This window comes from Streptomyces sp. NPDC048637 (genome assembly GCF_040650675.1).
Taxonomy (GTDB): Bacteria; Actinomycetota; Actinomycetes; order Streptomycetales; family Streptomycetaceae; genus Streptomyces.
In genome coordinates, this window is record NZ_JBEZHQ010000003.1 from 165,718 (window position 1) to 192,697 (window position 26,980).

General features: G+C 70.2%; 23 protein-coding genes. 12 read left to right on the forward strand and 11 right to left on the reverse strand.

Features of this window, described 5'->3' with window-relative positions:
- Nucleotides 1-32: 32 nt before the first annotated feature.
- The 7 genes from AB0C46_RS05925 (at nucleotide 33) to AB0C46_RS05955 (ending at nucleotide 9,438) form a co-directional block, all read left to right on the forward strand.
- Nucleotides 33-1,253, forward strand: coding sequence for a cytochrome P450 (locus AB0C46_RS05925; RefSeq protein ID WP_362826017.1), 1,221 nt, complete (start codon nucleotides 33-35; stop codon nucleotides 1,251-1,253).
- Nucleotides 1,253-1,906: a TetR family transcriptional regulator gene (locus AB0C46_RS05930; protein ID WP_362826018.1), complete on the forward strand. Its 654-nt coding sequence runs from the start codon at nucleotides 1,253-1,255 to the stop codon at nucleotides 1,904-1,906. Before AB0C46_RS05925 ends, AB0C46_RS05930 begins: the two co-directional genes overlap by 1 nt.
- A gap of 267 nt (nucleotides 1,907-2,173) precedes the next feature.
- Nucleotides 2,174-2,551: a DUF2267 domain-containing protein gene (locus tag AB0C46_RS05935; protein ID WP_362826020.1), complete on the forward strand. Its 378-nt coding sequence runs from the start codon at nucleotides 2,174-2,176 to the stop codon at nucleotides 2,549-2,551.
- An 852-nt stretch (nucleotides 2,552-3,403) separates the two neighbouring features.
- Nucleotides 3,404-4,675, forward strand: coding sequence for an MFS transporter (locus AB0C46_RS05940; RefSeq protein WP_362826021.1), 1,272 nt, complete (start codon nucleotides 3,404-3,406; stop codon nucleotides 4,673-4,675).
- Nucleotides 4,672-6,522: an alpha/beta fold hydrolase gene (locus AB0C46_RS05945; protein WP_362826022.1), complete on the forward strand. Its 1,851-nt coding sequence runs from the start codon at nucleotides 4,672-4,674 to the stop codon at nucleotides 6,520-6,522. The genes AB0C46_RS05940 and AB0C46_RS05945 overlap by 4 nt, the downstream gene beginning before the upstream one ends.
- A 258-nt stretch (nucleotides 6,523-6,780) precedes the next feature.
- Entirely contained in the window at nucleotides 6,781-8,715 is a 1,935-nt protein-coding gene (locus AB0C46_RS05950) for a RiPP maturation radical SAM C-methyltransferase (protein ID WP_362826023.1), read from the forward strand.
- A gap of 48 nt (nucleotides 8,716-8,763) precedes the next feature.
- Nucleotides 8,764-9,438, forward strand: coding sequence for a DUF5825 family protein (locus AB0C46_RS05955; RefSeq protein ID WP_362826025.1), 675 nt, complete (start codon nucleotides 8,764-8,766; stop codon nucleotides 9,436-9,438).
- 132 nt (nucleotides 9,439-9,570) lie between these two features.
- Here the strand turns inward: AB0C46_RS05955 and AB0C46_RS05960 are convergent, their stop codons facing one another.
- Both AB0C46_RS05960 and AB0C46_RS05965 read right to left on the reverse strand, forming a co-directional pair.
- A complete protein-coding gene (locus AB0C46_RS05960) occupies nucleotides 9,571-10,629 on the reverse strand; it encodes an RICIN domain-containing protein (RefSeq protein WP_362826027.1) in 1,059 nt (352 codons plus the stop codon).
- Between the two features lie 128 nt (nucleotides 10,630-10,757).
- The gene (locus tag AB0C46_RS05965) at nucleotides 10,758-11,705 is read right to left on the reverse strand and encodes a DMT family transporter (RefSeq protein ID WP_362826029.1); all 948 of its coding nucleotides are present in this window, start codon (nucleotides 11,703-11,705) and stop codon (nucleotides 10,758-10,760) included.
- A gap of 345 nt (nucleotides 11,706-12,050) precedes the next feature.
- Here AB0C46_RS05965 and AB0C46_RS05970 point away from each other — a divergent pair, with 345 nt between their 5' ends.
- Nucleotides 12,051-12,782 (forward strand): SDR family NAD(P)-dependent oxidoreductase, encoded by a 732-nt coding sequence (locus tag AB0C46_RS05970; protein ID WP_362826031.1) that lies wholly within the window; start codon nucleotides 12,051-12,053, stop codon nucleotides 12,780-12,782.
- Nucleotides 12,783-12,932: 150 nt separating this feature from the next.
- On the opposite strand, the gene AB0C46_RS05975 is transcribed toward AB0C46_RS05970, so the two are convergent.
- A complete protein-coding gene (locus tag AB0C46_RS05975; RefSeq protein WP_362826430.1) occupies nucleotides 12,933-13,178 on the reverse strand; it encodes an MFS transporter in 246 nt (81 codons plus the stop codon).
- A gap of 448 nt (nucleotides 13,179-13,626) precedes the next feature.
- On the opposite strand from AB0C46_RS05975, the gene AB0C46_RS05980 reads away from it, so the two are divergent.
- Nucleotides 13,627-14,757: a hypothetical protein gene (locus AB0C46_RS05980; RefSeq protein WP_362826032.1), complete on the forward strand. Its 1,131-nt coding sequence runs from the start codon at nucleotides 13,627-13,629 to the stop codon at nucleotides 14,755-14,757.
- A 68-nt stretch (nucleotides 14,758-14,825) separates the two neighbouring features.
- On the opposite strand, the gene AB0C46_RS05985 is transcribed toward AB0C46_RS05980, so the two are convergent.
- The 4 genes from AB0C46_RS05985 to AB0C46_RS06000 form a co-directional block, all read right to left on the reverse strand.
- Nucleotides 14,826-15,584 (reverse strand): DUF2470 domain-containing protein, encoded by a 759-nt coding sequence (locus tag AB0C46_RS05985; protein WP_362826034.1) that lies wholly within the window; start codon nucleotides 15,582-15,584, stop codon nucleotides 14,826-14,828.
- A gap of 306 nt (nucleotides 15,585-15,890) precedes the next feature.
- A complete protein-coding gene (gene argG, locus AB0C46_RS05990; RefSeq protein ID WP_362826035.1) occupies nucleotides 15,891-17,336 on the reverse strand; it encodes an argininosuccinate synthase in 1,446 nt (481 codons plus the stop codon).
- 471 nt (nucleotides 17,337-17,807) lie between these two features.
- On the reverse strand, nucleotides 17,808-18,566 hold the full coding sequence (locus AB0C46_RS05995; RefSeq protein WP_362826037.1) for a glucose 1-dehydrogenase: 759 nt from the start codon (nucleotides 18,564-18,566) through the stop codon (nucleotides 17,808-17,810).
- A 108-nt stretch (nucleotides 18,567-18,674) separates the two neighbouring features.
- The gene (locus AB0C46_RS06000; RefSeq protein ID WP_362826038.1) at nucleotides 18,675-19,541 is read right to left on the reverse strand and encodes a helix-turn-helix transcriptional regulator; all 867 of its coding nucleotides are present in this window, start codon (nucleotides 19,539-19,541) and stop codon (nucleotides 18,675-18,677) included.
- A gap of 521 nt (nucleotides 19,542-20,062) precedes the next feature.
- On the opposite strand from AB0C46_RS06000, the gene AB0C46_RS06005 reads away from it, so the two are divergent.
- Complete coding sequence (locus AB0C46_RS06005; RefSeq protein WP_362826040.1) at nucleotides 20,063-21,256, forward strand: acyltransferase; 1,194 nt, start codon at nucleotides 20,063-20,065, stop codon at nucleotides 21,254-21,256.
- 129 nt (nucleotides 21,257-21,385) lie between these two features.
- On the opposite strand, the gene AB0C46_RS06010 is transcribed toward AB0C46_RS06005, so the two are convergent.
- Complete coding sequence (locus AB0C46_RS06010; RefSeq protein WP_362826042.1) at nucleotides 21,386-22,567, reverse strand: MFS transporter; 1,182 nt, start codon at nucleotides 22,565-22,567, stop codon at nucleotides 21,386-21,388.
- A gap of 84 nt (nucleotides 22,568-22,651) precedes the next feature.
- Here AB0C46_RS06010 and AB0C46_RS06015 point away from each other — a divergent pair, with 84 nt between their 5' ends.
- Both AB0C46_RS06015 and AB0C46_RS06020 read left to right on the forward strand, forming a co-directional pair.
- Nucleotides 22,652-23,242 (forward strand): NADPH-dependent FMN reductase, encoded by a 591-nt coding sequence (locus tag AB0C46_RS06015; protein ID WP_362826043.1) that lies wholly within the window; start codon nucleotides 22,652-22,654, stop codon nucleotides 23,240-23,242.
- Between the two features lie 37 nt (nucleotides 23,243-23,279).
- Nucleotides 23,280-23,927, forward strand: a complete 648-nt coding sequence (locus AB0C46_RS06020; RefSeq protein ID WP_362826044.1) for a TetR/AcrR family transcriptional regulator — start codon at nucleotides 23,280-23,282, stop codon at nucleotides 23,925-23,927.
- 40 nt (nucleotides 23,928-23,967) lie between these two features.
- Here AB0C46_RS06020 and AB0C46_RS06025 read toward each other — a convergent pair whose 3' ends face one another.
- The 3 genes from AB0C46_RS06025 to AB0C46_RS06035 all read right to left on the reverse strand — a co-directional run bounded on the left by AB0C46_RS06025 (nucleotide 23,968) and on the right by AB0C46_RS06035 (nucleotide 26,702).
- Nucleotides 23,968-24,654 (reverse strand): NUDIX hydrolase, encoded by a 687-nt coding sequence (locus tag AB0C46_RS06025; RefSeq protein WP_362826046.1) that lies wholly within the window; start codon nucleotides 24,652-24,654, stop codon nucleotides 23,968-23,970.
- An 89-nt stretch (nucleotides 24,655-24,743) separates the two neighbouring features.
- Entirely contained in the window at nucleotides 24,744-26,048 is a 1,305-nt protein-coding gene (locus AB0C46_RS06030; protein ID WP_362826048.1) for an MFS transporter, read from the reverse strand.
- Between the two features lie 120 nt (nucleotides 26,049-26,168).
- Nucleotides 26,169-26,702, reverse strand: a complete 534-nt coding sequence (locus AB0C46_RS06035) for a GTP cyclohydrolase I (protein ID WP_362826049.1) — start codon at nucleotides 26,700-26,702, stop codon at nucleotides 26,169-26,171.
- Between the last annotated feature and the right edge of the window lie 278 nt (nucleotides 26,703-26,980).

The window sequence follows — 26,980 nt, forward strand, 5'->3', positions numbered from 1 at the left end:
CACGGGAGACGGCCGGACCGGAGGAGACGGTGATGGAGCGGAGCGACGGGCAGCAGGCGCTGAGCTATCCGATACCCAGTACGGCGGCCCTGGAGCCGCCGGCGGAGTGGGCGCGGCTGCGCCGGGAGTGCCCGGTGGCGAAGGTGACACTGCCCAGCGGTGACAGTGCGTCACTTCTGACGCGGTATGAGGACGTCAAGCAGGTACTGTCCGACCCCCGCTTCACCCGGCTGCTGAACGCCGACGACGCGGCCCGGATCTCGGCCGGCGACTCCGGGGGAGTGTTCAGCGACTCGCTGGCCACGACGCTTCCCCAGTCCGGCGACGAGCATCAGCGATGGCGCCGGGCCGTGGTGAAGTGGTTCACCGCCAGGCGGATGGCCGCCCTCCGGCCCGGAATCGAAGCGATGGCCGAGCGGCTCATCGACGAGATGACCGAGCGCGGACAGCCCGCCGACCTCAAGGCCGCGCTGGCCTTTCCGCTGCCCGTGTGGGTCATCTGCGACCTGCTGGGTGTCCCGGACTCGGACCGGGACAGCTTCGCGTACTGGTCCGACACCATGCTCAACCTGACCCGCTACCCGCAGGACGAAGTCGCGGCGGCGCAGGCCGAGTTCGCCGACTACATGAGCGGCCATGTCACCGCGAAGCGGGCCCGTCCCACCGACGATCTGCTCAGTGCGCTGCTGGACCCGGCGGAGGCCCCGGGCGGCGGGCTGTCGGACCGGGAACTGGTGGCCACCGGTCAGGCGCTGCTGGTCGCCGGGCACGAGACGACGGCCAACATGATCGGCAAGATGGTGGCCATGCTGCTGGCCGACCGGCGCCGCTGGGAGCAGCTGCTCACGGACCGCTCCCTGGTGCGTACGGCGGTGGAGGAGGCGCTCCGGTTCGACGCCAACCCGGGATTCGGTATGCCGCGCTATATCGGCGAGGCCGCCGAAGTGGCGGGAACCATGCTGCCCCGCGGAACCACCGTGGTGTGCAGCATGGCCGCGGCCAACCGGGACGAGCAGGTCTTCGGCGGCGCCGAGGACATGGTGCTCGACCGCAGCCCCAACGCCCATCTGGCCTTCGGTGCCGGGGCCCATTCCTGCCTGGGGCAGGCGCTGGCCCGCACCGAACTGCAGGCCGTTCTTGAGGTGCTGCTGCGACGGCTTCCCGCACTGGAACTCGCCGTCCCGGCGGAAGACCTGTGCCCGCTTGAGGGACTGGTCGTCGGCGGGCTGAGCGAACTCCCGGTGAGGTGGTGATGCGGGCAGGCAGGACGGCGCGGGCCGAGCAGGTCAGCGAGACCAGGGAGCGGATCCTGAACGCCGCGGAGCGGCTGTTCGCCGAGCGCGGTGTCTACGCGGTGTCCAACCGCCAGGTCAGCGAAGCGGCAGAACAGGGCAACAATGCCGCGGTCGGCTACCACTTCGGCACCAAGGCCGACTTGGTGCGGGCGATCACCCGGAAACACACCGAGCAGATCGAGCAGGCGCGCGTGCGGATGCTCGCCGGGGTCGGCGACGCGTCGGACATCGGGGACTGGGTGGCCTGCCTGGTGCGGCCCACCACCGAACATCTGGCCTCGACGGGCAGCCCCACCTGGTTCGCGCGGTTCTGTGCCCAGGTCATGACCGACCCGGCGCTGCAGGACATCGTGGCCGAGGAGGCGCTGGCCTCCCCGGCGCTGCGGCAGACGCTGGAAGGGCTGAACCGGTGCCTGCCCGAGCTGCCGGCCGACGTCCATATCGAGCGGGGGGCGATGGCCCGCCGGCTGATCGTGCACACCTGCGCCGAGCATGAACGCGCCCTCGCCGGGAGCACCTCCACCCCGCGCGCCAGCTGGCATGACGCGGCCACGGGCCTGATCGACGCGATCGTCGGACTGTGGCGCGCACCGGTCACCCCCTGCCGCTGACCGCCTTCCCGCCCCGGGCCTCGGCAACGGGAGCACGGCCCGGCACCCGGCAACGGCGTGCTGCCGCAGCCGTCGTTCCGGCGACGGGTCCGGTGGCGGGTCCGGAGAAGGGTCCGGTGGAGGCCACGGACTGCCCGTGACCTGGTGACTTTCGGTGGTCGCGGCCGTGCAGCGGGTGGTGGCCCGACGGTGGGCGGGGGATCGTGGCAAGGTGGTGGGTGAGGTTGCCTCCCTCGCCCGTCTCTCGATTCCGATGTGGAGGCTCGCATGGACGACAAGGAGTTCTTCCGGGCAGTGGCGGACCGCGCGGGGCTCTCGCGGCAGGAAGCGGCCGATCTCACCCGCGCCACTCTTGAGACGCTCGCACTGCGTCTGAGCGGCGGCGAAGCCCGCGATCTGGCCCTTGAACTTCCCGAACCGCTGCGTGTCTCGCTCCAGCAGGGGCGGGCAGAGATGGTGGTCTTCGGGCCGGCCGAGTCGATCCGCAGAGTGCGTCGGCGCACCGGTCTGTCCGGGCCGGAAGCCGACCGCGGTGTACGGGCGGTCCTCGGCACGCTGCAAGAGGCCATCTCCCGGAAGGAGTTCGCGCACGCCATGTCGCAGCTCGGCAAGGAGTACGCGCACCTGGTGGAGATCACGCCCTGACGGATTCTTTCCGGGGTGCTCATTCGCGGGTGCAGGGGCCCCGGCCGCCGGTCGCCTCGGAGGGCCAACGGGCTGACAACGGGTGGGCCGACTGCTGAGCTCCCCGGAAAGGGCCGGCGGCCCACCGGTTCGGATGCCTCCAACAATCCGGGTGAGGCAGGCCGGGACAAGGGCAGGGGGGAACGGTCACCCGAGTCGGCGCTGCGCTCAAGGGCGTGAACCGGTTTTGCTCGATACGGGGTCAACTCCCTTAAGAGGTAGGGGAGATGGCCGGTGTATGTCCCGCGCCGCCGACGTCGGGTGGGGGTGGGCATGGGGGCCGCCCTCGCGTCAGCCCTGCTCACCCACCGGCGCAGGGCGGCTCGCGCTCGTGCGCGCGCGCCGGAACATGTGAAGCAACTCGGCGATGAGGAACGCGACTACGCCACCCCGCCCCCCGAAGGCGACACCGGATTGACGGCTTGCAGTAGCTAACACGAGGAGTGGAGGGCGCCGGATCCCTGGTCGGGGGCGCCGGGTCCGCCCGGCCGGTCCGCTCGAAGGTGTTCCTCGCGCACACCTTGTGGCCCACGTCACTGTCTGGCTAAGCTCCGGCACGATTCGGGCACATTTCCTCCGCAAGTTGACCTATTGGTGAGGCGATCTTCACGATCTGCCCACATATGTGAGGTGGCTTCGCATGGAACGGTCAGCGGTATCCCCGGCAGGCGGCGCCCCCTACGACTTATCGCGCGCCTCCTCCCGGGACACGGCGGTGGACGGCCCGACGTACGGCCGCATGGACCGCCCGGCACGGCCCTCGCACGGCGGTGCCCGCCGTGGCACCGCGAGACCGGCCCCGGGCCGTGCCTGATGACCGGCTCCGCCCCGGCGGTGGCACCGGCCGCTCCGCTGCCCCACGTCCGGCGCGACATCCGGCTGTTCTGGTGGGCGGGCACCTGTGACGCCCTGGGCAGCCAGACTTCCGGGCTCGTTCTGCCGCTGTTGCTGCTGACGCTCGGCCGGTCCCCCGCCGAGGTCGGTGCCCTCGCCGGACTCTCCGCGGCCGCGACGCTGCTGCTCGGCCCGTTCGCCGCCGTTCCCGCCGACCGCGGGGCGCGCAAGCACCTGATGGTGGGCTCCGCGCTGGTCTCCGCCGCCGCGATGGCCGGCGTCACCGTCGCCGTCGCGGCGGGCCCGGTCCCGATGGCCGTGCTCGTCGCCGCCGTGCTCGTCGAGCGCTGCGCGACCTCCTGCTACGAGGCGGCCGCGCTCGGCACCGTCGCCCTGGTGTGCCCGCCCGCGGAGTACCGGCGCGTCCTGTCCCGATTACAGGCGGGGGAGCGGGGCGCACTGGTGCTCGGGCCCGCACTGGGCGGGCTGCTCTTCCACGCCGAACGCTGGCTGCCCTTCCTGGCGGACGCCCTCTCGTACGCCCTCGCGGCGGGCTGCGTCTGCGCCATGCGCTCCCCGCTCTCCGCGCACCGTGCGCGGCCGACCCCGGCCGGCCCGGCGCGCCGCGGTCGGCGGGCCCTGTCCGCCGGGGCCGGGGCCGGGCTGTCGCTGATCCGCCGCGACCCCTTCCTGCGGCTGGCCCTGCTGTGGATCGCGGCCGTCAACGCCCTGCTCGTCGCGCTGTATTACACGACGGTTTTCGCCCTTCAGGACCACGGCCGGGGCGCGGCACCGCTGGGCCTGGTCCTCGCGCTCGCCGGGGCGGCCGGCCTGGCCGGTGCGCTGGCCGCCCCCCGGATCGCCGGCCGGCGCTCCGCGGGCCGCGTGCTGGTGACGGTCTCCTGGCTGATGGTGCCGCCCGCCGCGGCCCTGGCGGCGGCCCGCGACGCCTGGCACTTCGGCCTGCTGTTCGGCCTGCTGTGTCTGCTGACGCCGGTGGCCACCGTGGCGCTGCAGGCCCGGATCATCCAGGTCGTCCCACCCGGACTCCAGGCCCGCACCGGCACCGTACTGGCCACCGTGTCGGGCGCGGCCGCGGCTGTGGCGCCCGCTCTGGCCGGGGTGTCGGCCGACCGGGCCGGGGCCGCCGCCACCCGCATGGGCTGCGCCGCGCTGCTGGCCGTGCTCGCGCTCTACACGACCTGCACGGCACCGGCCCGCACCCGCCGCGCCGGAACGGAGCCCGCATGAGCACCACCGCGGCACACCCCGCCGCACTGCCGCCCTCCGGCGCCGGCTTCCGGGTCTACCACCCGGCGCTCCCCGAGGTCTGCCCGCGCGACCCCGCGCAGATGGCGCTGGCCGCGGACGCCGACGGCCGCTGCGAGATCTTCACCTGGAACGCCGCCACCGGCACCGCCCGCCAGGTCACCGACAGCCCGCACGGCACCCTGCACTGCGCCCTCGACGCCGATGCCCGGGTGTGGTGGTTCGCGGAGGACGCGAGCGGCCTCGGGCGGTGGTACTTCCAGGACTTCGCGGGCGGAGCGCGGCAGCCGGGCCTGACCGGCCTGCCGCCGGGCCTCCCGCACGGCCTCGCCGTCAGCGACGCCGGGACCGTGGCCATCGGCCTGGGGGACGGCCGGGGGATGACCGTCCACCTCGGGAGACCGGGGGGTCCGGCCCGGCAGGTGCGGAGCGTCGACGGGCCGGCGCTGCTGGCGGGCATCGCTCCCTCGGGCGGGCTGCTGGCACTGTCCGGGGCGGCCGGCTCCGAGCGGGCGGTCACCCTCGTGACCTGCTCCGGGGCGGTGCTCGACCAGCTCTCCGGACGCCACGGCCGGCTGTGGGCGCTCGGCTTCGCGCCGTCCCCGGCAGGTACCGAGCTGCTGCTGGTCCAGGAGCACGACGACCACTACCGGTTCGCGACGTGGCGGCCCGGCGGCGGGCTGCTGCCCCAGGACTGGTGCCGCTTCGACACCGAGATCACCGCACGCTGGTACCCCGCAGGACGCCGGGTCCTCATCCGCCAGGACCGTCACGGCCGTTCCACCCTCGCCGCGGCCGACCTCGACCGGCGCACCCTGACCCCGTTGCCCTCCCCGCCCGGCACCCTGCTCGACGCCGCCCCGCACCAGGGCGACGAGGTGCACTACCTCTGGACCGACACCGCCACCCCGCCCCGGATGTGCTCCACCGCCGGCACCCGGCTCCCGGAACTCGCCACCCTGCCCGCCCCCGCGCCCGGCCGGCACCGCGCACTGTGGACCCCCGGCCCGGACGGCCCCGTGCACACCCTGCTCAGTACCCCGGAGCCGGTGACCGGCCGGCGGCCCCCGCTGGTGTTCCTGGTGCACGGCGGCCCCGCCGACCACGACCGGGACGCCTACGACCCGGAGGTGCACTCCCTGGTCGCCTCCGGGTTCGCGGTCGCCCGGGTCAACTACCGCGGCTCCACCGGCTACGGCCCCCGCTGGCGCGCCGCGTACGGCGGGGGCGTCGGGCTCACCCAGGTCGCCGACCTCGTCGCGGTCCGTGCCGATCTGCTCCGCCGCGGACTCGCCCGAGCGGACGCGATCGGCCTGTGGGGCACCTCCTGGGGCGGCTACCTGGCCCTGCTGGCGCTCGGCACCCGGCCGGACCTCTGGCAGGCGGGCGTCGCCGTCAAACCGGTCGCCGACTGCGCGGCGGCCTACCGCACCGGCACCCCCGCCCTGCGTGCCCTGGACGAGCGGCTGTTCGGCGGCACGCCCGACGCCGTGCCCGAGCGCTACGCCCGGAGCTCACCCCTCCATTACGCCGCCGATGTCCGTGCCCCGCTGCTGGTGATCGCCGCCACCCGCGATGCCAAATGCCCGCCCGGCCAGGTACGGAGCTATCTCGGCGCGCTGCGGCAGGCCGGTGCGGCACACGAGTCGATGTGGCTGGAGACCGGCCACGACGGCTACACCGGCGCCGACCACGTGGCCGTTCTGCACCGTGCCATGGGCTTCCTGGACCAGCATCTGCGCCGCGCCCCCGCGGCCCACCGAACCCCCCGTCCCCCGGTGGACGGGGTCCCCGGAGGCACCGGCCCGTCCGGTACCCCCGGATCGTGAGAACCGTTCCACAACCGGCAGAAGAGGAGCAGCCATGCAGAAGGACATCATCCACAACGACCCGCTCGCGGGTGACGAGGAGAACCGCAGGCCGGGCATCGGCATCACGGTGACCGTGCCGTTCCGCAACGCCGAGGACACCGAGGAGGACTGACCTTCCCCGGCCGGCCCGGTGGCACACCGGGCCGGCCGGACCCGCGCACATCACCGGCCGGCCGCCGGCCACCTCCCACCCCACCCGCCGTACGAGGAGCCGCCATGCGCGTTCTGCTGGTCAACATGCCCTGGTCCCCGATCGACCTGCCGTCCCTCGCACTCGGCATCCTGCGACGAAGCGTCGACGAGCGTACCTCCGGCCGGGCCGATGTCCTGCACGCGAACCTGGAGTTCACCGACTGGATCACCCGGCGGACCGCCTTCACCGCGGACGACTACCAGTTCTACGCGCTCTCCTCGTACTTCATGGGATGCGGCGACTGGGTGTTCTCCTCCGCCCTGTACGACGATCCCGAGTGGCGCGTACCGGAGTTCAGCGTCTCGATGCGCGGCAAGCTGCGTGCCGAACGGCTGCGGATGTCCAAGGAACTGCACCGCGTGGTACCCGAGTTCGTGCAGGAGATCGCCGAGCGGATCGTCGCGGCCGGCCCCGACGTCGTCGGCTTCACCTCCACCTTCCAGCAGAACACCGCCGCGCTCGCCGCCGTCAAGTACGTCAAACGCCTCGCCCCGCACATCAGAACCGTCATGGGCGGGGCCAACTGCGACGCCGAGCAGGGCGCCGCCACCCACCGCAACTTCCCGTTCCTGGACTTCGTGGTCCGCGGCGAAGGAGAGGCCGCCTTCCCCCAGCTGCTCACCGCGCTCGACGAGGGCGGCGACCTGTCCGCCGTCCCCGGGCTGTGCCACCGGGGCGCCGACGGCGAAAGCGTCGCCAACCCGATGAGCACCCGCCCCCTGCCGCCCGCCACCATCCTGCCGCCCGACTACAGCGGCTACTTCGAGCGACTGGCCTCCTCCGTCGCCCGCAACTGGGTGGAGCCCAAGCTCGTCGTCGAGGGAGCCCGCGGCTGCTGGTGGGGGGAGAAGCACCACTGCACCTTCTGTGGTCTCAACGGCTCCTTCATGCAGTTCCGCAGCAAGAGCCCCGAGACCTTCTACGACGAGATCATGGAACTCGCCCGCCGCCACCGGGTGCTGGACATGTACCTCGTCGACAACATCCTCGACATGGGCTACCTCACCACCGTCCTGCCCCGCATCATCGACAGCGGCCACGACCTGCGGATGCACATCGAGATCAAGGCGAACATGCGCCGGCCCCAGCTGCGCACCCTGGCCGAAGCCGGAATGATCTACGTCCAGCCGGGCATCGAGAGCCTCAACAGCCGGGTGCTCGACCTGATGGACAAGGGCGTGAGCGGCTGCCAGAACGTCCGGATGCTCCGGGACGGAGCCGAGACCGGGCTCTCCGTCTCCTGGAACTACCTCCACGGCTTCCCCGGCGAGAGCGCCGCCGACTACGAGCCGGTCATCGCCCAGATACCGGCCCTGGAACACCTCGACCCGCCGGTCGACCTGTCCGCCCGCATCGCCATCGAACGCTTCAGCCCGTACTTCAACCGGCCCGAGCTCGGCTTCACCGGTTTGCGCCCCGAGGAGCACTACCGCTTCACCTACGACCTGCCCGAGTCCGAACTCCTCGACATGGCCTATGTCTTCGAGGCACCCGAACGCGGTATCACCGAGCCCACCGTCACCTCGCTCAACGATGCTCTCGGCGCCTGGAAGAAGCACCACGCCGACAGCAGGCTCACCCACGCGGACCTCGGCGACCGCATCGTGCTCGTCAGCCGCCGGCGCGCCTTCGACTGGGGCGCCATGGAACTGACCGCGCCCACCGAGATCGCGGCCTTCCGGCTGCTCGACCAGCCGCACGCCCCCGCCGCGCTGACCCGCAAGCTCGCCGCCCGTCTTCCGGGGCACCCCGTCGACGAGGCTGCCGTGCATGCGCTCCTCCAGCACTGGGTGACGCTCGGGCTGGTCTTCACCGACGGCGGTCAGTACGTCCATCTGGCACCGGCCGCCGTCAACGAGGACCTGCTGCGGCTCGACTTCATGCGCCACACCCACGCCGCGGCCGCCCCGCAGGAACAGCCGGGCGCCGCCGCCCGGGCCCTCGTCGCCCACGCCTGAACACCGCCCGGCCCGCAGCAGGACATCCATGCCCCGCAGGAGAACGCCATGACCAGCACCGCCGCCCCCGCCCCCCGAGCACTGACCCTCCACGCCTGGCGGGACTACGACGAGGACGCCTGCGCCCTGCCCGGCATGAGCCTGGGCGCCGTCGATCTGACCGCCCCGCCGGACGCTCAGGCCTCCCAGCTGTGGGAACTCGGGGCACGCCGGGTGGAGTTCACCGACGAGATCGATCTGACCGCGGCCGATGACCCCGCCGGCGCCGCCCACGCCGTCCGGCGGCTGTGCCTGATCCGCGATCTGACGGCCCGCGCCGTGCTGGTCCACTGGCAGCTGCGGCTGCCCCCGGAGCCCGACGACGGCTGGCGCGACCTCAGCCACCTCCAGCCGCCCCGGACCCTCACCGGCCCCGCCGATCCCGTGGCCGCGCTCGCCCAGTGGCGCAGCGGGCACTATCTCTGCAAGTGCCTGTGGCGCCAGGGCCCCGGCTTCGTCCAGATCCGCGACCGCCGCTGGGGCGAACTGCGCCGCTTCACCGCCGAGGAGCCCGAATACCAGGAGGCGATCACCCAACTCTCCTACGGGGCGCCGCTCGGGGCCGTGCCGGAGGCCATCGCCGCCGACTTCCTGGAGGAGCGCCTGGTCTCCCGCACCGGGCCCCTGCTGTGGTGGCTCCCGTACCGGGTGAACCGGTGGATCCAGGAGGCGATGGCCGTCTGAGGCTGGCGGGGGAGCGGTGCGAGGGCTCACGATCACTGCCTGCCTGTCCGCCTGCCTGCCCGCCCGCGTTGCGCGCCGTCCTCACACGTCAGGGGGCGGGCCCGCACCACCCGTGCGGGCCCGCCTTCTGGATCAGCTGTTGCAGGTCGTGAAGTCCGGGCTGGTCTGCGCCAGATAAATGCTGGACCGGCCTTGGTCATCGCTCCGCAGCGGCACGGTGACCGTGTCGTTCGCCTTCCACGGGAGGCCGTTCGCGTCGAAGGTCCACTCACCGGTCACCTTCGTCGCCAGCTCCGACAGTGCCACCCATCCGTACTGATGCGACGGCACGGAGATCGTCAGGCTGTTACCGAGATCCGTACGCAGGTCGTAGGTGACCTGACCGGAGAGAGTGAGGCTGACGCTGGTCTGGACCGGGCTCGCCATTCCTGTGCCGAGGGTCGAGGTGAAGGACACACCGAGCTGGCTCGACCAGCCGCTGGAGGTGTTCAGCGAGAACGTCCAAGGCACCGGCGCCTCGGTGCCGTTGTACCAGACGGGAGAGATGCACTGCTTCGGCAGCGGCTCGGCCGGGGCCTGCGACCCCTTCGTCCACGAGCAGGTCGTTGCGTCCTTCTGGCAGCGCTTCGACGCATAGGCCACCGCGGCCTTGACCGCGGCGCCGGTCGCCGACGAGGGAATCTTCCACTGCTGCGCCTTGCTGCCGTTGCAGCCGTAGCTCTGGGTCCATGCGTCGTCGTACTGGGCGCCCAGGACGACGTCGATGCACTTGTTGTCGCCGGCGTTACGGATCATGAAAGTGTCGTGGGCGCCGCTCACCGGCTGGAAGTACCAGCGCAGGCCGGACGCTCCGGAACAGGACCGCTGCTTGAGCGGGTGGCCGGCTTCGATGCACTTGCCCGTGGCGTCGTTGACGAGCGTGAACGACCCGTCGGGCTGTGGGCCGGCGCTCCACTTCTGGTGGTAGCCCGGCGCCGAGTTGGTGACGATGAAGACACCGTCACCGGTGTTGCCGTTCTGCACGTCCAGGTTCCGGCCGCTGTTGACGGACGTGAACGTCAGGCCGCTCAGGCCCGAGCCGTCGTCGGCCTGGGCCGGGACGGCCTGGGCGGCCATGCCGAGGGTGACGGCGAGCGCGGTGATGATGACGGCGAAAGTTCTGCGTAAGCCGCTGCGTCTGGGCGGTTTCATACCAGAACAACCCCCTTATCTGTTCGGAGCGTTGGTGGTGTATTCCACCTCGTTCCGCACGCTATCGCTCCCTGTGGCCCTGCGGCAGTGCTCCGCTGTGAGTGCGCTGGGGAACCGGCGACAGCCGCCTACCGCACCGACTCCGCCGAGCCGTCGGTCTGCGAGGCTGCCCGGCCCCGTCGCCCGTCCTCCGGGATCCGAGCCTGCGCCTTCCCCCGTATCCGCGACACGGCCACCCCGGACAGGCACAGGAGGCCACCGAGGAGCGTCAGCCATCCGGGCACCTCGCCGAGGAACAGCCACGACATGAAGACGACGAGCACCGGTACCGCGTAGGTCGTGGCACCCATCTTCCCGACGGTCGTACGCGACACCGCGTAGGCCCAGGTGGTGAACGCAAGAGCCGTCGGGAAGACGCCCAGGTACACCATCTGCAACGTCGCCGACAGAGGAGCCCGGCTCACCTGCGACACCAACTGCCCGGCGAACGGCAGGCAGGCCACCATTCCGGCGAGCGCACCGAACGTGGTCACCTGCATCGGGGTGGCGTGCTTCAGCGTCGGCTTCTGCAGTACCACGCCCACCGCGTACGTCAGCGCCGCGAGCAGGCACAGCAGTACGCCGAAAAGAGACGACTCTCCGCCGCCGGACATGGACAGTCCGACCACCACGGCCCCGGCGAACGACACCGCCATGCCCGCCATCAGCTTGGGCGGGAAGCCCTCCTTCAGCAGCCAACCGCCCAGGAGCGCCATCAGGATCGGCCCGACATTGACGACCAGGGAAGCCGTGCCGGCATCCACGTGCCGCTCACCCCAGTTCAACGCGACCATGTACGCGCCGAACCACAGGACTCCCGAGGTGATGATGCCGACCCAGGCCTCGCGGGGCGGGAAGCCACCACGGCGGGCCAGCAGAAGGACGCTCAGCACGACAGACGCCACCGTCAGCCGGCCCAGGGCGAGCGCGCCCGGCCCGAAATCCGAAGCGGAGCTGCGGATCGCGATGAACGACGAGGCCCACAGCACCACGGTGACGGAGGCTGCGGCGAGCGCGCGGCCCTCCGCCCTGCTCATGGACCCGGCAGCGCCATCCGCTGTCTTTGTTCCCACCCAACGGCTCACTCTTGCATCCTCCCGGAGCGCTGTGCGTGCGCTCTGCGCGCACATGATCCGCCAGCTTGTAAGAGCCGACGCTTCAGTGACAAGCGAGTAAGCGGGCTCGTGGGGGTGGGGCGGGACGGATGTGCCGACCCGGCCCGTCGTGACACCCACCCTTACCTCCCTGTGCGTCACCGACAAAAATGTGCCGTCTTGTTGCGGCCTTCCCGGTAACAAATCATGGGGTCACTAACAGGCAGTAAGTGGTCGGCGCCGGGGCGGGGCAACACCGGCCGACCGCTGTGACCGGAAGGATCTGTCGTGGCGAAGACGCTCGTGGTTGTCGGTGCCGGCCCGGGGCTGGGGATGGGGGTGGCCCGCGCCTTCGGCCGCCAGGGGTTCCAGGTCGGGTTGGTCGCCCGTACCGAGGGCAAGCTGCAGACCCTGGTGGGTGAGCTGGCCGAACTGGGCGTCACCGCTGCCGCGTTTCCCGCTGATATCCGCGATCGCGACGCGCTCACCACAGCCCTCGCCGCCGTGAGGGACACGCTGGGACCGGTCGACGTCCTCGAATACAGTCCCAGCCCGACCGGGCCGATCACCCACGCCGCACAGACCACGGTCGATTCCGTCACCGCGCAGTTCGAGCTGCAGGTGCTGGGCGCGGTGACCGCCGTGGGCCAGGTGCTGCCGGAGATGCTGGCGCGAGGCGACGGCACGCTGCTGCTGACCACCGGCGTCTCCTCGACCATCCCCGCACCCTTTCTGGCGAACGTGGGTATGGCCATGGCCGGGCTGCGGAACTGGGCGCACACCCTGCACGCTGAACTCAAGCCACAGGGAATCCACGTGGGGACGGTGACCATCGCTTCGGCAATCCTCCCCGGCGACGGCGAGGCCGGCCCTGATGCCATCGGCGCCCGCTACTTCCGCATGTACCAGCAGCGGAACCGCGTCGAAGAGGTCATCGGCGACCTGGACGCTTTCCGATCCCTCGTCGCCGGGACAGGTGCGCGCGACAACCCGGCCACACCGAGCAACACCGCAAGCTAGGCGGCGTCTTCACCGGATCCCGCCCCGTTGTCTCGTCGGGCAGCCCACAGCGGCGTGGACGCCCTGCGTGTCGAGCACGACCGTGCTCGGACCGGGCGGATCGTGCCATCGGCCACGGTGCTCTTGGCAGGTGCGGGGCCTCGTCCCCGATCACCGCCGGGCGAGGGAGGTGGCCCGGGGATGCAGGCACATGGAGTGCCGGCCGAACCCGTCGACCAGGGCGCCGCCGAGGATCGGCCCCAGCGCCGGTGACAGACCGGACATCGAGCCGAACACGCCGATGGCCCTGGCCCTGGCCCGCGCGGCCGGCTCGGGGAATGTGGTGGCGACGATCGCCATCGCCACGGGGTTGAGCATCGTGCCCCCGGCGGCCTGCAGCACACGCGCCGCGATCAGTACTCGCCGGACGCGGACGCGGACCCGGACACTCCCGGACGACTTCCGGCCATTGGGCGGCGGGGCCGTCCTGAACGGTCACGGGTGCGGTAGGAAAGGGGCCGGTTGTTGGAACTTCCCCCAGGGGTAGGGGAGTTCCCGGCACATTGCGGACCCGCACGGGACATGCCCAAGCCGGTGCGGGGGAGCGAAAAACCGCTCCGGGCGGCCGTGAAATGTGGTGACCGGCTGCACTGCCGCAACTCCCGTGAGTACCTCCGACCGAACGGCTCCACTCCGGCGTCAACTCCCCTGAGCGCACCGACCGAACTGCTCCACTCCGGCGTCAACTTCCGTGAGTACACAGGCCGAACTGCTCCACTCCGGCGTCGCCGGGTCGTTCCCGGCATTCACCGGCTCATTCCAGTGTCGGCGGGACGATTCCCGCGTTTCGGAAACGGAGACCACGATGCGAAGACCCATCCGTGCCGCGGTGGCGGTGGTCGCGACCGCGTTCCTCACATCCCTGCTGACGGCGAGCCCGGCGCCGGCCTCACCGGCCCGGTCCGCCGACGGTGCCGGCCGGGCCGCGGACTGCCGGCCGGCTCTCCAGGTCCTGGCCTCGCTGCCCGGCTCAGGAGGCAGCCAGGTCAAGGGCCTCGGGCCGAATGCCCTGGCGGTGGGGGCATCGCGCGGCCTGCCCGTGTACTGGGCCGGTACCCGGGTCCACCGCGTACCGCTGCCCACCGGATTCACCGGCGGTGAGGTCGCGGCCGTCAACGCGAAAGGGCTGATGGTCGGGTCTCTGCACGGCGCGGGTCGTACCGCCGCCTTCAGCTTCCGCGTCGGGGCCCGCACGGTGACCCTGCTGCCGGAGGGGGCCCACGCCGCGGACGTCAACGACCGGGGCCTGATCGTCGGCGACGCGGTCAAGGGCGGCGCCCTCATCGGCCTCGAATGGGACGGCGCTCGGATTCTTCGCCGGCTCGTGCCGCCGGCCGGGTACTCGCTCACCTCCGTCACCGCCCTCAACAACGCCGGGCAGATCGCTGGTTCCGGCGAGGCGGTCAAGGGCGATGAGTCGTGGTCGGCGGGGCTCTTCTGGCCCGCCCGGAGCGGCGCCGCAGCCGTACCCCTCCAGCGGTTCTGGCCCGCGGGAGTGCCGTACGACTACTGGTATCCGCGGGACATCGACCGCGCCGGACGCATCGTGGGCACCCACGACTTCACGCGGCTGGATACCCGTACCCCCACCCAGTGGCTGCCGCCGTACACCGTCGAGAGCGAACCGGGACTGCTCGGGGAGCGCACCAGCGGCACCTTCGAGGCCATCAGCCCCACCACCCACGTGAGTGTGGGCACCGCTTTGGACAGCCACGTGGTCGGGCCGTTCCCGCCGGAGACGGCACCCCCGGAACAGGCCCAGATCTGGCCGGGCACCGGCCCCCTGCTGGCGCTGCCCCGGCTCTCCCCGAAGGGCGCCTCCCAGGCGTACGCCGTCAGTGACGACCAGCGCGTCGGCGGCTCGGCGGCCGACGCCGCATCGACTCCCCGTGCCGTCGTCTGGACCTGCGCACTGCGGCAGGCATACCGGCCCTGACACCCCGGCGCCGGTCATGGCCTTCCGGTGCTGTGGGTGACATCTGGCGACTGCCGTGTGCCGCCTGTTCAGCTACGCCGCGATATCGCGTTCTCGCCCGGCCGTCGTTCATCGCTGAGCAGCCGGTTGTGGTGTGAGCAGCGCCGGGCGGTGGTGAGCAGCGCCTGGATCTGCAGGCCGAATTGATCGGCGTCACTGAGCGCCTTGTGAAAGGGCAGCCGTACATCGCGGTGTCCGAGCGCGTACTCCAGGCGGAGGACGATTCCGTGCCGGTCGATGGCCAGGGGCACCACACGTTCCATGAGTTGCAGGAATCGGGGCTCGACCAGCCGCAGCAGGAGCGGAACGTAGTGGCTGTGCTCCTCGATCAGGTGGGTGAGCACGTCGGCTTCACAGGTCGCCAAGGGGTCTGCAGGAGCGGCCATCAAGTCGTCGAGGCCGATGCCGGCCTTGCACGTTGCCGTTTCGAGCACCGCCGTGGCGAATTCCATGCAATCACCAGCGGGCGAGGCCGCCTTGTCTCGTGAGGTCAGCCACCCCATCAGGGTGACGCGTGCGCGTACCCGGTCGCGCACGGGGAGAGGGGCGACATCCGTGAACTCCAGTGTGGTGGGCACCCGCTCGCCCGCCCCGGCCGCGCCGGTGAGCCCGGCATCCACCGGGGACGGGTGCAAGTGGATGCGCTGCGTCGGTCCCGGCCCGTCTCCGCGCGACACCTCTGTGCTGTGGCCGTCGACCACCATCGTCATCGAGTGTGCCGAGGCCAGGATCGTCCGGACTCGTTCGGCGCTGGTCGGCTGCTGGTCCGCACCACCGAAGTTACGCATAGAGGCTCCCGAGGTAAGGTAAGGCTTACCTTACCAGCTCCTGTGGGGGTATGCGCGGTCGCACCCGTGGGGGCGGGACGGACCGGCCGGCGGTGGTCGGGCTGGGGGACCGGCGGTCCCACCGGTCTCACCTCGCGGCCGGCCGGTCGCCTTCCCGCGCGCGAGCGACCGCCGGTTCGCGCGGTGCGGGGGGTGCCACCCGCCACGCCCGGGCAACGGAAAGGCCGGCTCGACGCCGTGGGCGCCGAACCGGCCTTTCCGTTGCATCCCCTCAGGGATGCCGAGCTTTCCGCCCGACGGACCTGGTCAGTCCGTGCCGGACTCCATCGCGGCGCGGTCCAGCATCGTGTCGTCACCGGAGACCTCGCCGCGGGAGGCGATCGCCTCGGCGCCGCCCTCCGGCATCGTGCCGATCAGCCCGGTCGCGGCTGCCTGGGCAGCACCGATGGCGGGAGTGCCGGTGCCGATCAGGCCGAGCCCGGCGTACTGCTCCAACTTCGCGCGCGAGTCGGCGATGTCGAGGTTGCGCATGGTGAGCTGGCCGATCCGGTCCACCGGGCCGAACGCCGAGTCCTCGGTGCGCTCCATGGACAGCTTGTCCGGGTGGTAGCTGAACGCCGGGCCCGTGGTGTCGAGGAGCGAGTAGTCCTCACCGCGCCGCAGCCGCAGGGTCACCTCGCCGGTGACGGCCGCGCCGACCCAGCGCTGCAGCGACTCGCGCACCATCAGCGCCTGCGGGTCCAGCCAGCGGCCCTCGTACATCAGCCGGCCGAGGCGCCGTCCCTCATTGTGATACTGGGCGAGGGTGTCCTCGTTGTGGATCGCGTTGACCAGGCGCTCGTACGCCGCGTGCAGCAGGGCCATACCGGGCGCTTCATAGATGCCGCGGCTCTTCGCCTCGATGATCCGGTTCTCGATCTGGTCCGACATGCCCATGCCGTGCCGGCCGCCGATGGCGTTCGCCTCCATCACCAGGTCGACCGGCGAGGCGAACTCCTTGCCATTGATCGTCACCGGGCGGCCCTGGTCGAAGCCGATCGTCACGTCCTCGGCGACGATCTCGACCGAGGGGTCCCAGAACCGCACCCCCATGATCGGCTCCACCGTCTCCACGCCGGTGTCCAGGTGCTCCAGAGTCTTGGCCTCGTGGGTGGCGCCCCAGATGTTGGCGTCGGTGGAGTACGCCTTCTCCGTGCTGTCGCGGTAGGGCAGGCCGTGGGCGAGCAGCCACTCCGACATTTCCTTGCGGCCGCCGAGCTCGGTCACGAACTCCGCGTCCAGCCAAGGCTTGTAGATCCGCAGGTGCGGGTTGGCGAGCAGGCCGTACCGGTAGAACCGCTCGATGTCGTTGCCCTTGAAGGTCGAGCCGTCGCCCCAGATCTGTACGTCGTCCTCGAGCATCGCCCGGACCAGGAGGGTGCCCGTGACGGCGCGGCCGAGCGGCGTGGTGTTGAAGTAGGCACGCCCGCCCGAGCGGATGTGGAACGCCCCGCAGGTGAGGGCGGCCAGGCCCTCCTCGACCAGCGCCGCGCGGCAGTCGACCAGGCGCGCGATCTCGGCACCGTAGGTCTTCGCACGGCCGGGCACCGAGGCGATGTCGGGCTCGTCGTACTGGCCGATGTCGGCGGTGTAGGTGCACGGAATGGCGCCCTTGTCGCGCATCCACGCGACCGCGACCGAGGTATCGAGGCCGCCCGAGAAGGCGATACCTACGCGCTCGCCGGCGGGAAGGGAGGTGAGGACCTTAGACATAGGAAGAGTATGCATTGTCGCGCATGATCATGCAATACCGGCTCGCCGCGCAAGTGCCCGGCCGCGGAGAATCCGCTCATCGGGCTCCGGGGCACATCCCGGCGGAACGGCCGGGGGCGCGGGACCGGTCGACTCCTCCCAGGCCAGGAGCCGCACTCCCGGTTCGGTGCATGGTTCCAGTGCCCGGCCGTTCGGGTGTGTGCCGGCTCCCCGCGGTGAGCGCGGGGAGCCACCATTTCCGGGGTGCGCTGGGCGCGCCTGACGAGAGCCGGGCGAGCAGGGTGACCAGGGCCGTCCTGCCCGCGCCGTTCTCGGACTGTGCCGTGAACTGGCCGTTGCGCAGCGGCCGCAGATTCAGCCCGGGGTGGGGCGGCGGGATCAGCAGGTCAGCAGGTCAGCAGGTCGGAGGCCGGCACGGGCGCCGCCCTCCGTCGCTGCTCGGTCTGCTGGGGCGGAGCGCTGCTGCCGCGCTCATTGGGGCGGCACCGAGCCGACGAGGCCGCCGTCGACGACCAGGTCCTGGCCGGTGATGTACGCGGCGTCGTCGGAAGCGAGGAAGGCGACCGCCGCGGCGATCTCGTCCGGGTGACCGAGTGACCCCAGCGCCACCTCGGCGGAGTTGCGGGCCTCGGCGCCCGGGTCGGTGTTGGCCTCGCGCCACATCGCCGTGTCGATGTAGCCGGGGCTGACGGAGTTGACGCGGATTCCGCGAGTGGCCAGGTCGGAGCCCATGGTGCGGGCGAGGTTGTGGACGGCCGCCTTGCTGGCGGAGTAGACCGAGGCGACGGGCAGCCCGCGGTACAGGGTCCAGGAGGCGTTGAGGACGACGGCACCACCGCGTGGCATCAGCCGCAACGCCTTCTGCACGGTGAAGAAGACACCCTTGAAGTTGACGTTCACCGTGCGGTCGAAGTCGTCCTCGGTGATCTCCGCGGTCGGCTTGAAGACGCCGATCCCGGCGTTGGCGAAGACCGCGTCGAGCGTGCCACGCCAGGTCTCGATACGGCGCATCAGCGCATCGAGATCAGCCAGTGAGGCGGCATCGGCCCGCACGGCCAGAACGCGGTCGTCCACCGCGTCGAGCTGGGCGACCGCCGCGTCGAGGCGCGCTTGGTCGCGACCGGTGATGACGACGTACGCCCCCTCGTCCAGGAGCCGCCGTGCCGTGGCGAGTCCCATGCCGCTGGTACCGCCGGTGATCAGGGCTGTCTTGTTCGTGAATCGCTGCATGCCAACGATCCTGAGGCCGCGCGGCCGGGTCCGGCAGTGTCGCCTGAACCTGGGTCTGTCACCACCACCCTCCACGGGGCCAGGCGGCCCTGCGGCCGGGCGAAGGGCCTACGAGGCGGGGGCCGCGGCCCGTTCGCCCGCATCCAGCAGACCGACCATGCGGGCCTCGGTCGGTGTCCCCTCCGTCGGGGTGTACAGCAGCAGCCGGGCGCCGGGCAGATCGGAGACGGGCAGCATTGTGTAGTGGAACGTCAGCTCGCCCCCGGCGGGGTGCACCAGCGACTTGATGCCCTCGGTCGCGGCGCCCACCGGGTGTTCGGCCCAGACGGTGGCGAAGGCGGGACTGGCGGCGCACATGTCCTCTGCGAGCCGGCCGAACTCCGGATCGTCCGGATAGCGCGCCGCATCCGCGCGGAACTGGCCGACGATCTGCCGCGCCGCGTCCTCCCAACCACACAGCACGGACCGGAAGTGCGCACTGGTGAAGAAGCTGACCAGGCAGCTGTGGTCAAGTTCCCCATAACCAAAGACCAGTTGGGCAGCCCGATTGACGGTGACCAGTTTCCAGTGCCGGTCGATGACGTACGCGGGCCGCGGCAGCCAGCCGTCGATGACCCGGCGGATCCCGGCCGGTACCGCGCGGTCCGCGGGCGTGGCCCGCGGCGGGTTCAGCCCGGCCAGCAGGTACAGATGCTCACGCTCGGCGGCGTCCAGCCACAGCACGCGAGAGACCGCGTCCAGCACCTCGGCCGACACATTGATGTCGCGCCCCTGCTCCAGCCACGTGTACCAGGAGACCCCCACCCCGGCGAGCACCGCGACCTCCTCACGCCGCAGCCCCGGGGTACGGCGCCCGCTCCCCGCCGCCATGCCCACGTCCGCGGGCGTCAGCCGCGCCCGCCGTGAGCGCAGAAACGCCCGTATCTCCGCACTACGCCGCTGCCGCGCCGCGGCGGAAAGCTTTGAGACCTCCATACGGACATGCTAGAACGCGCATCCGACGCGCATCCGACGCGCATCCGACGCGTATCCGACCCGGGTTCGCGCCGCACGCCGCTCACCCGGAGCTGGTGGAGGAGCGGCCCTTCCCCATTCGATGAGCACACGGGCCTGCCGGCCTCTGCGCGACGAGCCGTCAAGCAACCGACGACCTGATACGACCTCGCCCACCACCAGCGGTGGGACCGCACGGCGGCACAGAAGGCGCTTCAAGTCACCCCGCAGCGCTGGGGCGTCGAGCGGACTTTCGGCTGACTCGTGCACCACCACCGCCGGAACACCACACTGGGTCAAGAGGCCCGAGGTTGCAGTGGCGAAGCAACCTCGGTCGGATGCGTTCCCTCTTACCTCACGCAATCGCTTCCACCCGGAACCCTTCTTATGGGAGGCGCTGTTGCAGCGCCTGTGCGTCGCCTGCCGCTGGGTGCGAGGACGACGCTCTGCCGCGGCTCGGCCCGCGCAGAGACAACCGCCCCCACAGAAAGTGCTGGACCGGAATGGCTTGCACCGCGCCGAAAACTTCTTCCGCTCCTCCGGGACAGTCACGGCCGAGGCTTTACGTCCTGGACGGGCTGCGCTTCGCGGCTGCGCTCCTGGTGGTGGCGTACCACTACATCACGCTGCGGGACGGCTGGGGAGAAGACCCAAAAGCGATCTCGTCATCCGTGTACCGTCTTTCGGAGTACGGATGGCTCGGCGTGGAAATTTTCTTCCTGATCAGCGGATTCGTCATCTGCATGAGCGGCTGGGGGCGTTCTCTCGGTGACTTTGTGGCGTCGCGGGTTTCACGACTCTACCCGGCCTACTGGGCTGCGGTTCTCCTGACCGCGGCGGTCTTGACCGCCTTTCCGGATGTCCGCAGTGCCGGCGGCTGGCAAAATATCCTCACGAATCTCACCATGCTCCAGGAAGGAGTGGGGGTCCCTGATCTCGACGATGTGTACTGGACACTTTTCGTCGAGTTGAAATTCTACCTGCTGTTCGCAATCGTCATCTTCCGCGGTGTCACTTACCGAAGGTGCGTGCTCTTCTGCGGACTGTGGACAGTGGCCGGAATCTTTTCGCAGGGTTCTCACAATGAACTTCTCGCGTCCTGGGCGGTCTCTCAGTACTCCCCGTACTTCATCGCCGGAATCGCTTTCTATCTCATGCACCGCTTCGGGCCCAACGCCTTGCTGTGGTGCATCGTGGCCGTGTCCTTCTTGCTGGCCCAGCACTACGTCCACGGCCGCTTGGTGACCAATCTCGGTGCGAAAGCCGACCTGGTGGAGGAATGGCCGGCGCGTCTGGTGATCCTCGTTACCTTCGCACTGATGGGCGCTCTCGCTCTGGGGGTTTTCGACCGGCTGCAATGGAGATGGCTGGCGGCTGCCGGAAATCTCACCTACCCGCTCTACCTGATACACATGTATGTGGGGTTCACGCTTATCGCCCTGCTGCGTCACCATGTTCCGGCTGAGCTGCTCTTCCCAGCTGTCACTGCATTCATGCTGGCGATATCCTGGGTCATCCATCGGTACGTGGAACGCCCCATTGGCAGAAAACTGCGGCAGGCGATGATCAGAAGCATGAAGGAGATGCGAGCCAACTCAACAGACCAACACGACCGCCCGCACACCCCAGATCCCACCGAAGTGGGAATCCGTTCCCATGCCGAGCGAACCGGTCGCCCGAAAGTTCATATTCCATAGCGGCGACCGGGGATTCACCAGCGCACTCGCGCGCGCACCTGCCACCCACGGGGGCGGGGCCACGGACCGGTGCCAGGTGATGTACCCGGGCCAGCGGCAGATTGCCCAGCACCAGTTCCGTACCAGGAGTCAGGTGATGAGGGCGGCGGCGAGTGCCGGACCGAATGCTCCGCCGAGTTGGTAGCACAGGGTGAAGAGCGCGACGGCGTCCGACCGGTAGCGGTCAGGCGCGGCTCTGGCGACCCGCACGGCGTGCCACGCCATGCCGCCGGTCGACGCGAAGACCGCGAATCCGGTCGCCGCCGCGAACGCCGCCGGACAGGAAGCGGTCAGCGGCAGTAACACGGCTGCTGCGCCGGCCGCCGTGAACGCCGTGTGCACGGCGGCCGGGGCGAGCCGGGAAGTCCAGGTCGCGAACAGCAGCGAAGCCGCCGAACCCGTCGCCAGGGCCAGCAGAATCGCGCCCCCGATCACCTCCGCGGTCCAGTACTCCGCCAAGCGGTGGGGGACGGTGTACAGCACGGTGAAATACGTCGTGGACAGGGCGCAGGCGAGGGCTGACGACCTGCGGAACGCCCTTGTGCGCAGCACCGGTTGGGGGACGAAACCGTCTCGGTGCCGACGGACATGCGCACCCAGCAGCAGGAGCGTCACCGCCGCGCACAACAGCGCAGGGACCGGCGCCGCGGCGATGAGGACGAGTGCCGTCACCATCGCGGCCACCAGAGCGACCCCGACGCCGTCAGCGCCCCTCGCGTCCTTGGATGCGCGCTGGGCGGGAACATCGCGTACCACCGCAATGACCGCAGGCAGCGCCAGTAGGGACAGACTCAGCGCGACGCGCCAGGACAGTGCGGCGAGTGCCGAGCCGGCCAGCGGGCCGAACGCGCCGATGAAGCCGATGGCCGCGGTGACGAGACCGGTGCGGCGCGGTGTATGCGCCAGAGTGATGGCAACCGTCACCAGGCCGCTGCCCCCTGCGGCCTGGCAGGCGCGCCCGCAGAGCAGCACGGACAGGCCGGGTGCGAGGACGACCAGCAGGGTGCCGAGCAGGACAAGGGCGGCATTGACCAGGACCGCCACGCGCATGGTGCGGGTGCGCAGCAGCGCGGCGGTGAGCGGGGTGCCGATGACTGCTCCCCATCCGAAGGCGGTGGCCGCCCAAGTGGCGTGGGCCGTGGAGACGTTCAGGCTGCGGGCCAGCTCCGGGACGACGGTGGTGGTGGTGTTCGCGCTGAGGGACGTAGGGGTGGCAAGCAGGACAAGCCAGAGGGCCGGTATGCGCCGGCCGCTTGAGTCACGTTCGATCACGCAATGAAAGTACACCGCCCAGTGCAATATGTAGACCGTCTGGTGTAACTTGGCTCAACAGCACAGCTACGCACTGGAGGAAACATGAAGGAACTGACCGACCTGACGGAGCTGAAGGACCTGACGGAGCTGAACGTCCTGGCACTCTCGGGGAGCCTGCGGCGGAACTCCTACAACACCGCGCTGCTCCACGCCGCCCGCAAGCTCACCCCCGTCGGCCTCGCCATCGAACTCGACCACGAACTCGGCGGACTTCCCCTGTACAACCAGGACCTCGACGGCGACACACCGCCCGAATCCGTCACGGCCCTCAGGCGCAGGGTCGCCGACGCCGACGCACTCCTCATCGCCACGCCCGAGCACAACGCATCGGTCCCCGCTGCCCTGAAGAGCGCCGTCGACTGGATCAGCACCGCACCCCAGCAGCCCCTGCGCGGCAAGCCCGTGGCCGTCGTCGGTGCCTCGCCCGGGCAGTTCGGTACGGTGCGCGCTCAGCTCGCCCTGCGCCAGATACTCGCGTCGGTCGGAGCGGACGCCGTCTCCAAGCCGGACGTGACCGTGTTCCACTGCGACACGCGGTTCTCCGACGACGGCGTCCTCACCGACACGTACACCATCGATCTGCTGCGCGGCCTGCTGGACGCGCTCCTGATCAAGGCCCGTGCCGCTCAGTAGACTGCAGCAACCAGTTCACCAGTCGGGGAGGGCCTTGATGGCCGCACGCGAGCGCGAGCCTTACGGCGGCAGGCCGGACAAGCGGCAGGCGATCGTCCTGGCCGCCCGGAAGGTCTTCGGCCGCGAGGGCTACAGCCGCGCCGGCGTCGACACGATCGCTGCCGAAGCCGGCGTCTCCAAACGGACGATCTACAACCACTTCGGCGACAAGGAGCAACTGTTCCAGTCGGTCGCACTGGAGGGTGCGCGTGAGGTCACGGCGGCCATCAAGCAGATCATGGATCGCCACCTGCGCAAGGTCGTCGACGTCGAGCAGGACCTGATCGACTTCACCCTCGACCGGATCGCTGCCGTCACCGCCTTCCCCGACCACTTCGCGCTGGTACGGACGATCGAGGCGGAGGCGAGCCGGATTCCGCCGCAGATCCTCAAGGCGTGGGTGGAGGAGGGTCCCCAGAGCGGCCATCAACGGCTGGCCCCGTATCTGCGGCGCATCGGCGAGCAGGGCCTGCTGGAGATGGATGACGCCGATCGGGCGGCATCCCATCTCACGCTGCTGACCATCACCGATGTGAACCAGCGGACCTTCTACGGGCTCCTGCCGCTCCCGCAGCCCGACCTCACCGAGATCGCCACCAGCGGAGTGCGAGCGTTCATGCGGCTCTACGGGCCCGCCGAAAACTGAGCTCCACGGCAGGCCCGGCGCCATCTGCTGGAGGGAGACGTCACGCCCGAGAACCGTCCGGAGGGTCCTGTCTCTGCTCCCCGGGAAGACGCGGGACGGCGGCGAGGAGGCTCTCGGAGTACTGATCGATGATGCGCTCCACCGCGAACGTCGTCCGGCAGGAGCGTGCTTGGTCGAGGGTGAGCCAGACGGGCGCCTCACCCTCCTCGTTCACGGTCACCTCCCTCGGGTCTCCTGTTTCCCGGTGTTCATCGACCTCCAGCAGATAGGCGTGCCAACGATGCGCGTCGGAGCCCCTTCTGCACACGTCTCCCTTGAAATACTCGTCCGCAACGAGCCGGAGGTCCCCGTTCGCGCCGCGGATTCCCACTTCCTCCCAAAGCTCCCGCGCGGCCGCGCACTTGGGATCCTCCCCGCGTTCGACGTGGCCTGCGGGGACGGTCAGACAGTAGGGGAAGGCGGTTCGCTGGAAGAAGAGAAACCTCGCCCGCCGGTCGCGTACGAAGACACCGGCACTCTCGTGCCAGTACTCGCCCTCTGTATCGGTCCACCAGGAGATGCGGGGGTCGACGATGATGGCCCTTTCCGCCTCGCGGCCGCACGAACCGCAGGTGCACCTTTTCCTTCCGTCCACGACGACCCATCGGACCGTCTCGGCGTGGCAGTACAGGCAGTACTCGCCATAGGTGTCGGTGTCGCCCCGCAACCGAAGGAAGTCGATTCTCATCCTGCCCTTTCCGAGGTGAAGGACTGCCGTCAGCTGCTGGAGCAGTCAGCTGGAACAGCAGCAGGGAACGCCACACTTCCGTGGCTCGGTCAGGGTCTCGTGCGGTCGGGCTTGCTGAAGTCCGCCGCTTTCCCTGAGGGGTCCGATCCTTCCCTCATGTCCCTACCTTCCGGTGCCTCGGGCGACTGGGACACGCCGGCTGCCGAACCGGTCGCGGACGTGGGCGCGGTCGTCAGCAGCAGGACCGTGCCCAGTCCGCCGAAGAGCAGGGTCGCGGCAGCGATGGCGCCCCATCCCGCGGCAGCGATGACCAGTCCGAAGACCGGTGGTCCCATCAGAATCCCCACGCTGCCGAGCTGGTTGAGGATGCCATTGGCGACATCGACGTGCTCAGGACGGCTCACCGAGGTGGGGACGGCGGCGAAGACAGCGGAGATGAGCAGTCCGTCGCCGACAAGCACAAGTGTGGCCGCTCCGACGCTGACCGCGAGTGGGCATTCTGCCGAGAAGGCGGGGAGGCAGGCCACCGGCATCAACACGCCCAGCGGGACCAGTGAGGAGAGGGCCAGCCCGCGCCGCAGCAGCCAGCCGGCGGCGAGCCCTCCGACCGCGCTCCCCAGGCAGACAACTGCCACCGCGGTACCGGCCACTGCCGGCGTGGCCTGCCGGTGCTCGGTGAGGAAGGGCGGAAGCACCATCACCACGGCGACGCCGACCAGCGACAGGCTCCCGTACGCCACGCCGAGCCTCAGCGCCCCGTTCCAGGTGCCGGCTTCGCGGTGAGTGCACGGGACCGCCGTCCTCGGCAGCCGAGGCAGGACGGTCGTAAGTACTCCAGCCATGATCAGCGGACCAATCGCTGTAAGGGCCAGCCATTGGTTCCACGTCCACCAGGACGCCAGTGCCCCGCCCGTGGCCGCGGCGATGGCGAGCCCCGTCGGGACGCACGTGCCCCACAAGGCAAGCGCTGCCGATCGGACGCCGCCCTGAGTCAGGTGGGTGAGAACGACCGGACCCGCCACGAACACCAGCAGGTAGCCGACTCCTTCAGCGATCCGTGACCCCAGCAGCAGTCCCCAGGATCCGGCGGTCGCGCTGCTGACGGCTGCCACCGACATCACCAACAGGCCCCATGACAGGGCCCGTTGGGCGCCAAAGCGGCGGACCCACCAGCCCGCCGGAATGCCGAGAACGGCGCTCACCGCCGTGATGCTCGATGTGGCCCATGCGAGCGCACCGCCTGACAGGCCCAGTGACGAACGCAGGGCGGAACCCGCCGGTGAGACGGCACCCAGGCCGACTGCCGCCAGCACGCCGGCGAGCCATGTCGCCAGAGCGTACTTCCAGGGCGACGTCGAAGCGCGGCGCTGGCTGCCTCTCTTGCTGTCGTGCACGGGTTCTCCTTGTGCCGGCCGGCGCGTTGTCCCGCGCGCGGCCGTCGAGGGACGGGATGGCCGGGGGGTCGCGTGGCGGGAGGGTTGATCACTGAGCACCTCCCGCCACGCGAGTCCGGATCAGTCGTCCAGGCCGAACTTGGCCATCAACTCCTGATTTCCTGCCACATACGAGGTGTCGGTGATCACGGTCTGGTCGGAAGGACCACGGCTGCACATGCAGAGGTGGCGGCTACGGGAGGTGACCCGTACGGCTTTTGCGCCGCCGGAGGACATGATCTCTTCGGCGATGTCCTTGACGAGGTACTCCTGGATCTGGAAGCGCCGGCTGAACGCTTGCACCAGACGAGGGAATTTCCCGAGTCCGAGGATGCGGTCACCGGGCACGTAGGAGATGTTGACCTTCCCGAAGAACGGCAGGAAGTGGTGGGCGCAGATCGAGAAGAAGTTGTTCTCCTGGACACGCACCACGCCGGCGTGCTCGCCGTTCACCAGACAGGTGGTCTTGAGGATCGTCGAGGTGTCGATCTCATAGCCACTCAGCAGCTCGCGATAAGCCCGGACGATGCGGTCCTCGCACTCCGGGCCGCTGTACCACCCGAGTGCCCTCGTGTCGGTGGTTACATTAGTTTTGAGCCATTCTTCAATGGTCACCTGCGGCCTCCATTCCTGCTCGCACCAAGGGATCTGAACCCCGGTGGAGGCCTTTCACTATCCACCTGCTCGCGTTCGTTGAGAACATACCTCCATTGGCCCACACCCGATCAGAGCAATGCGCAGGTGATACGCCAATAGCTAAGTATGCAAATCCGCACGGAGAATTAACGTTTCCTCAACGCTTGAAACGAGTCGGCAGCGGGAACGGGGGCGCGCAAATGGCAAGGAAAAAGGGCCTTTTGGGCGCCGGAGCACACCCGCTCGCCCAGCCCTTC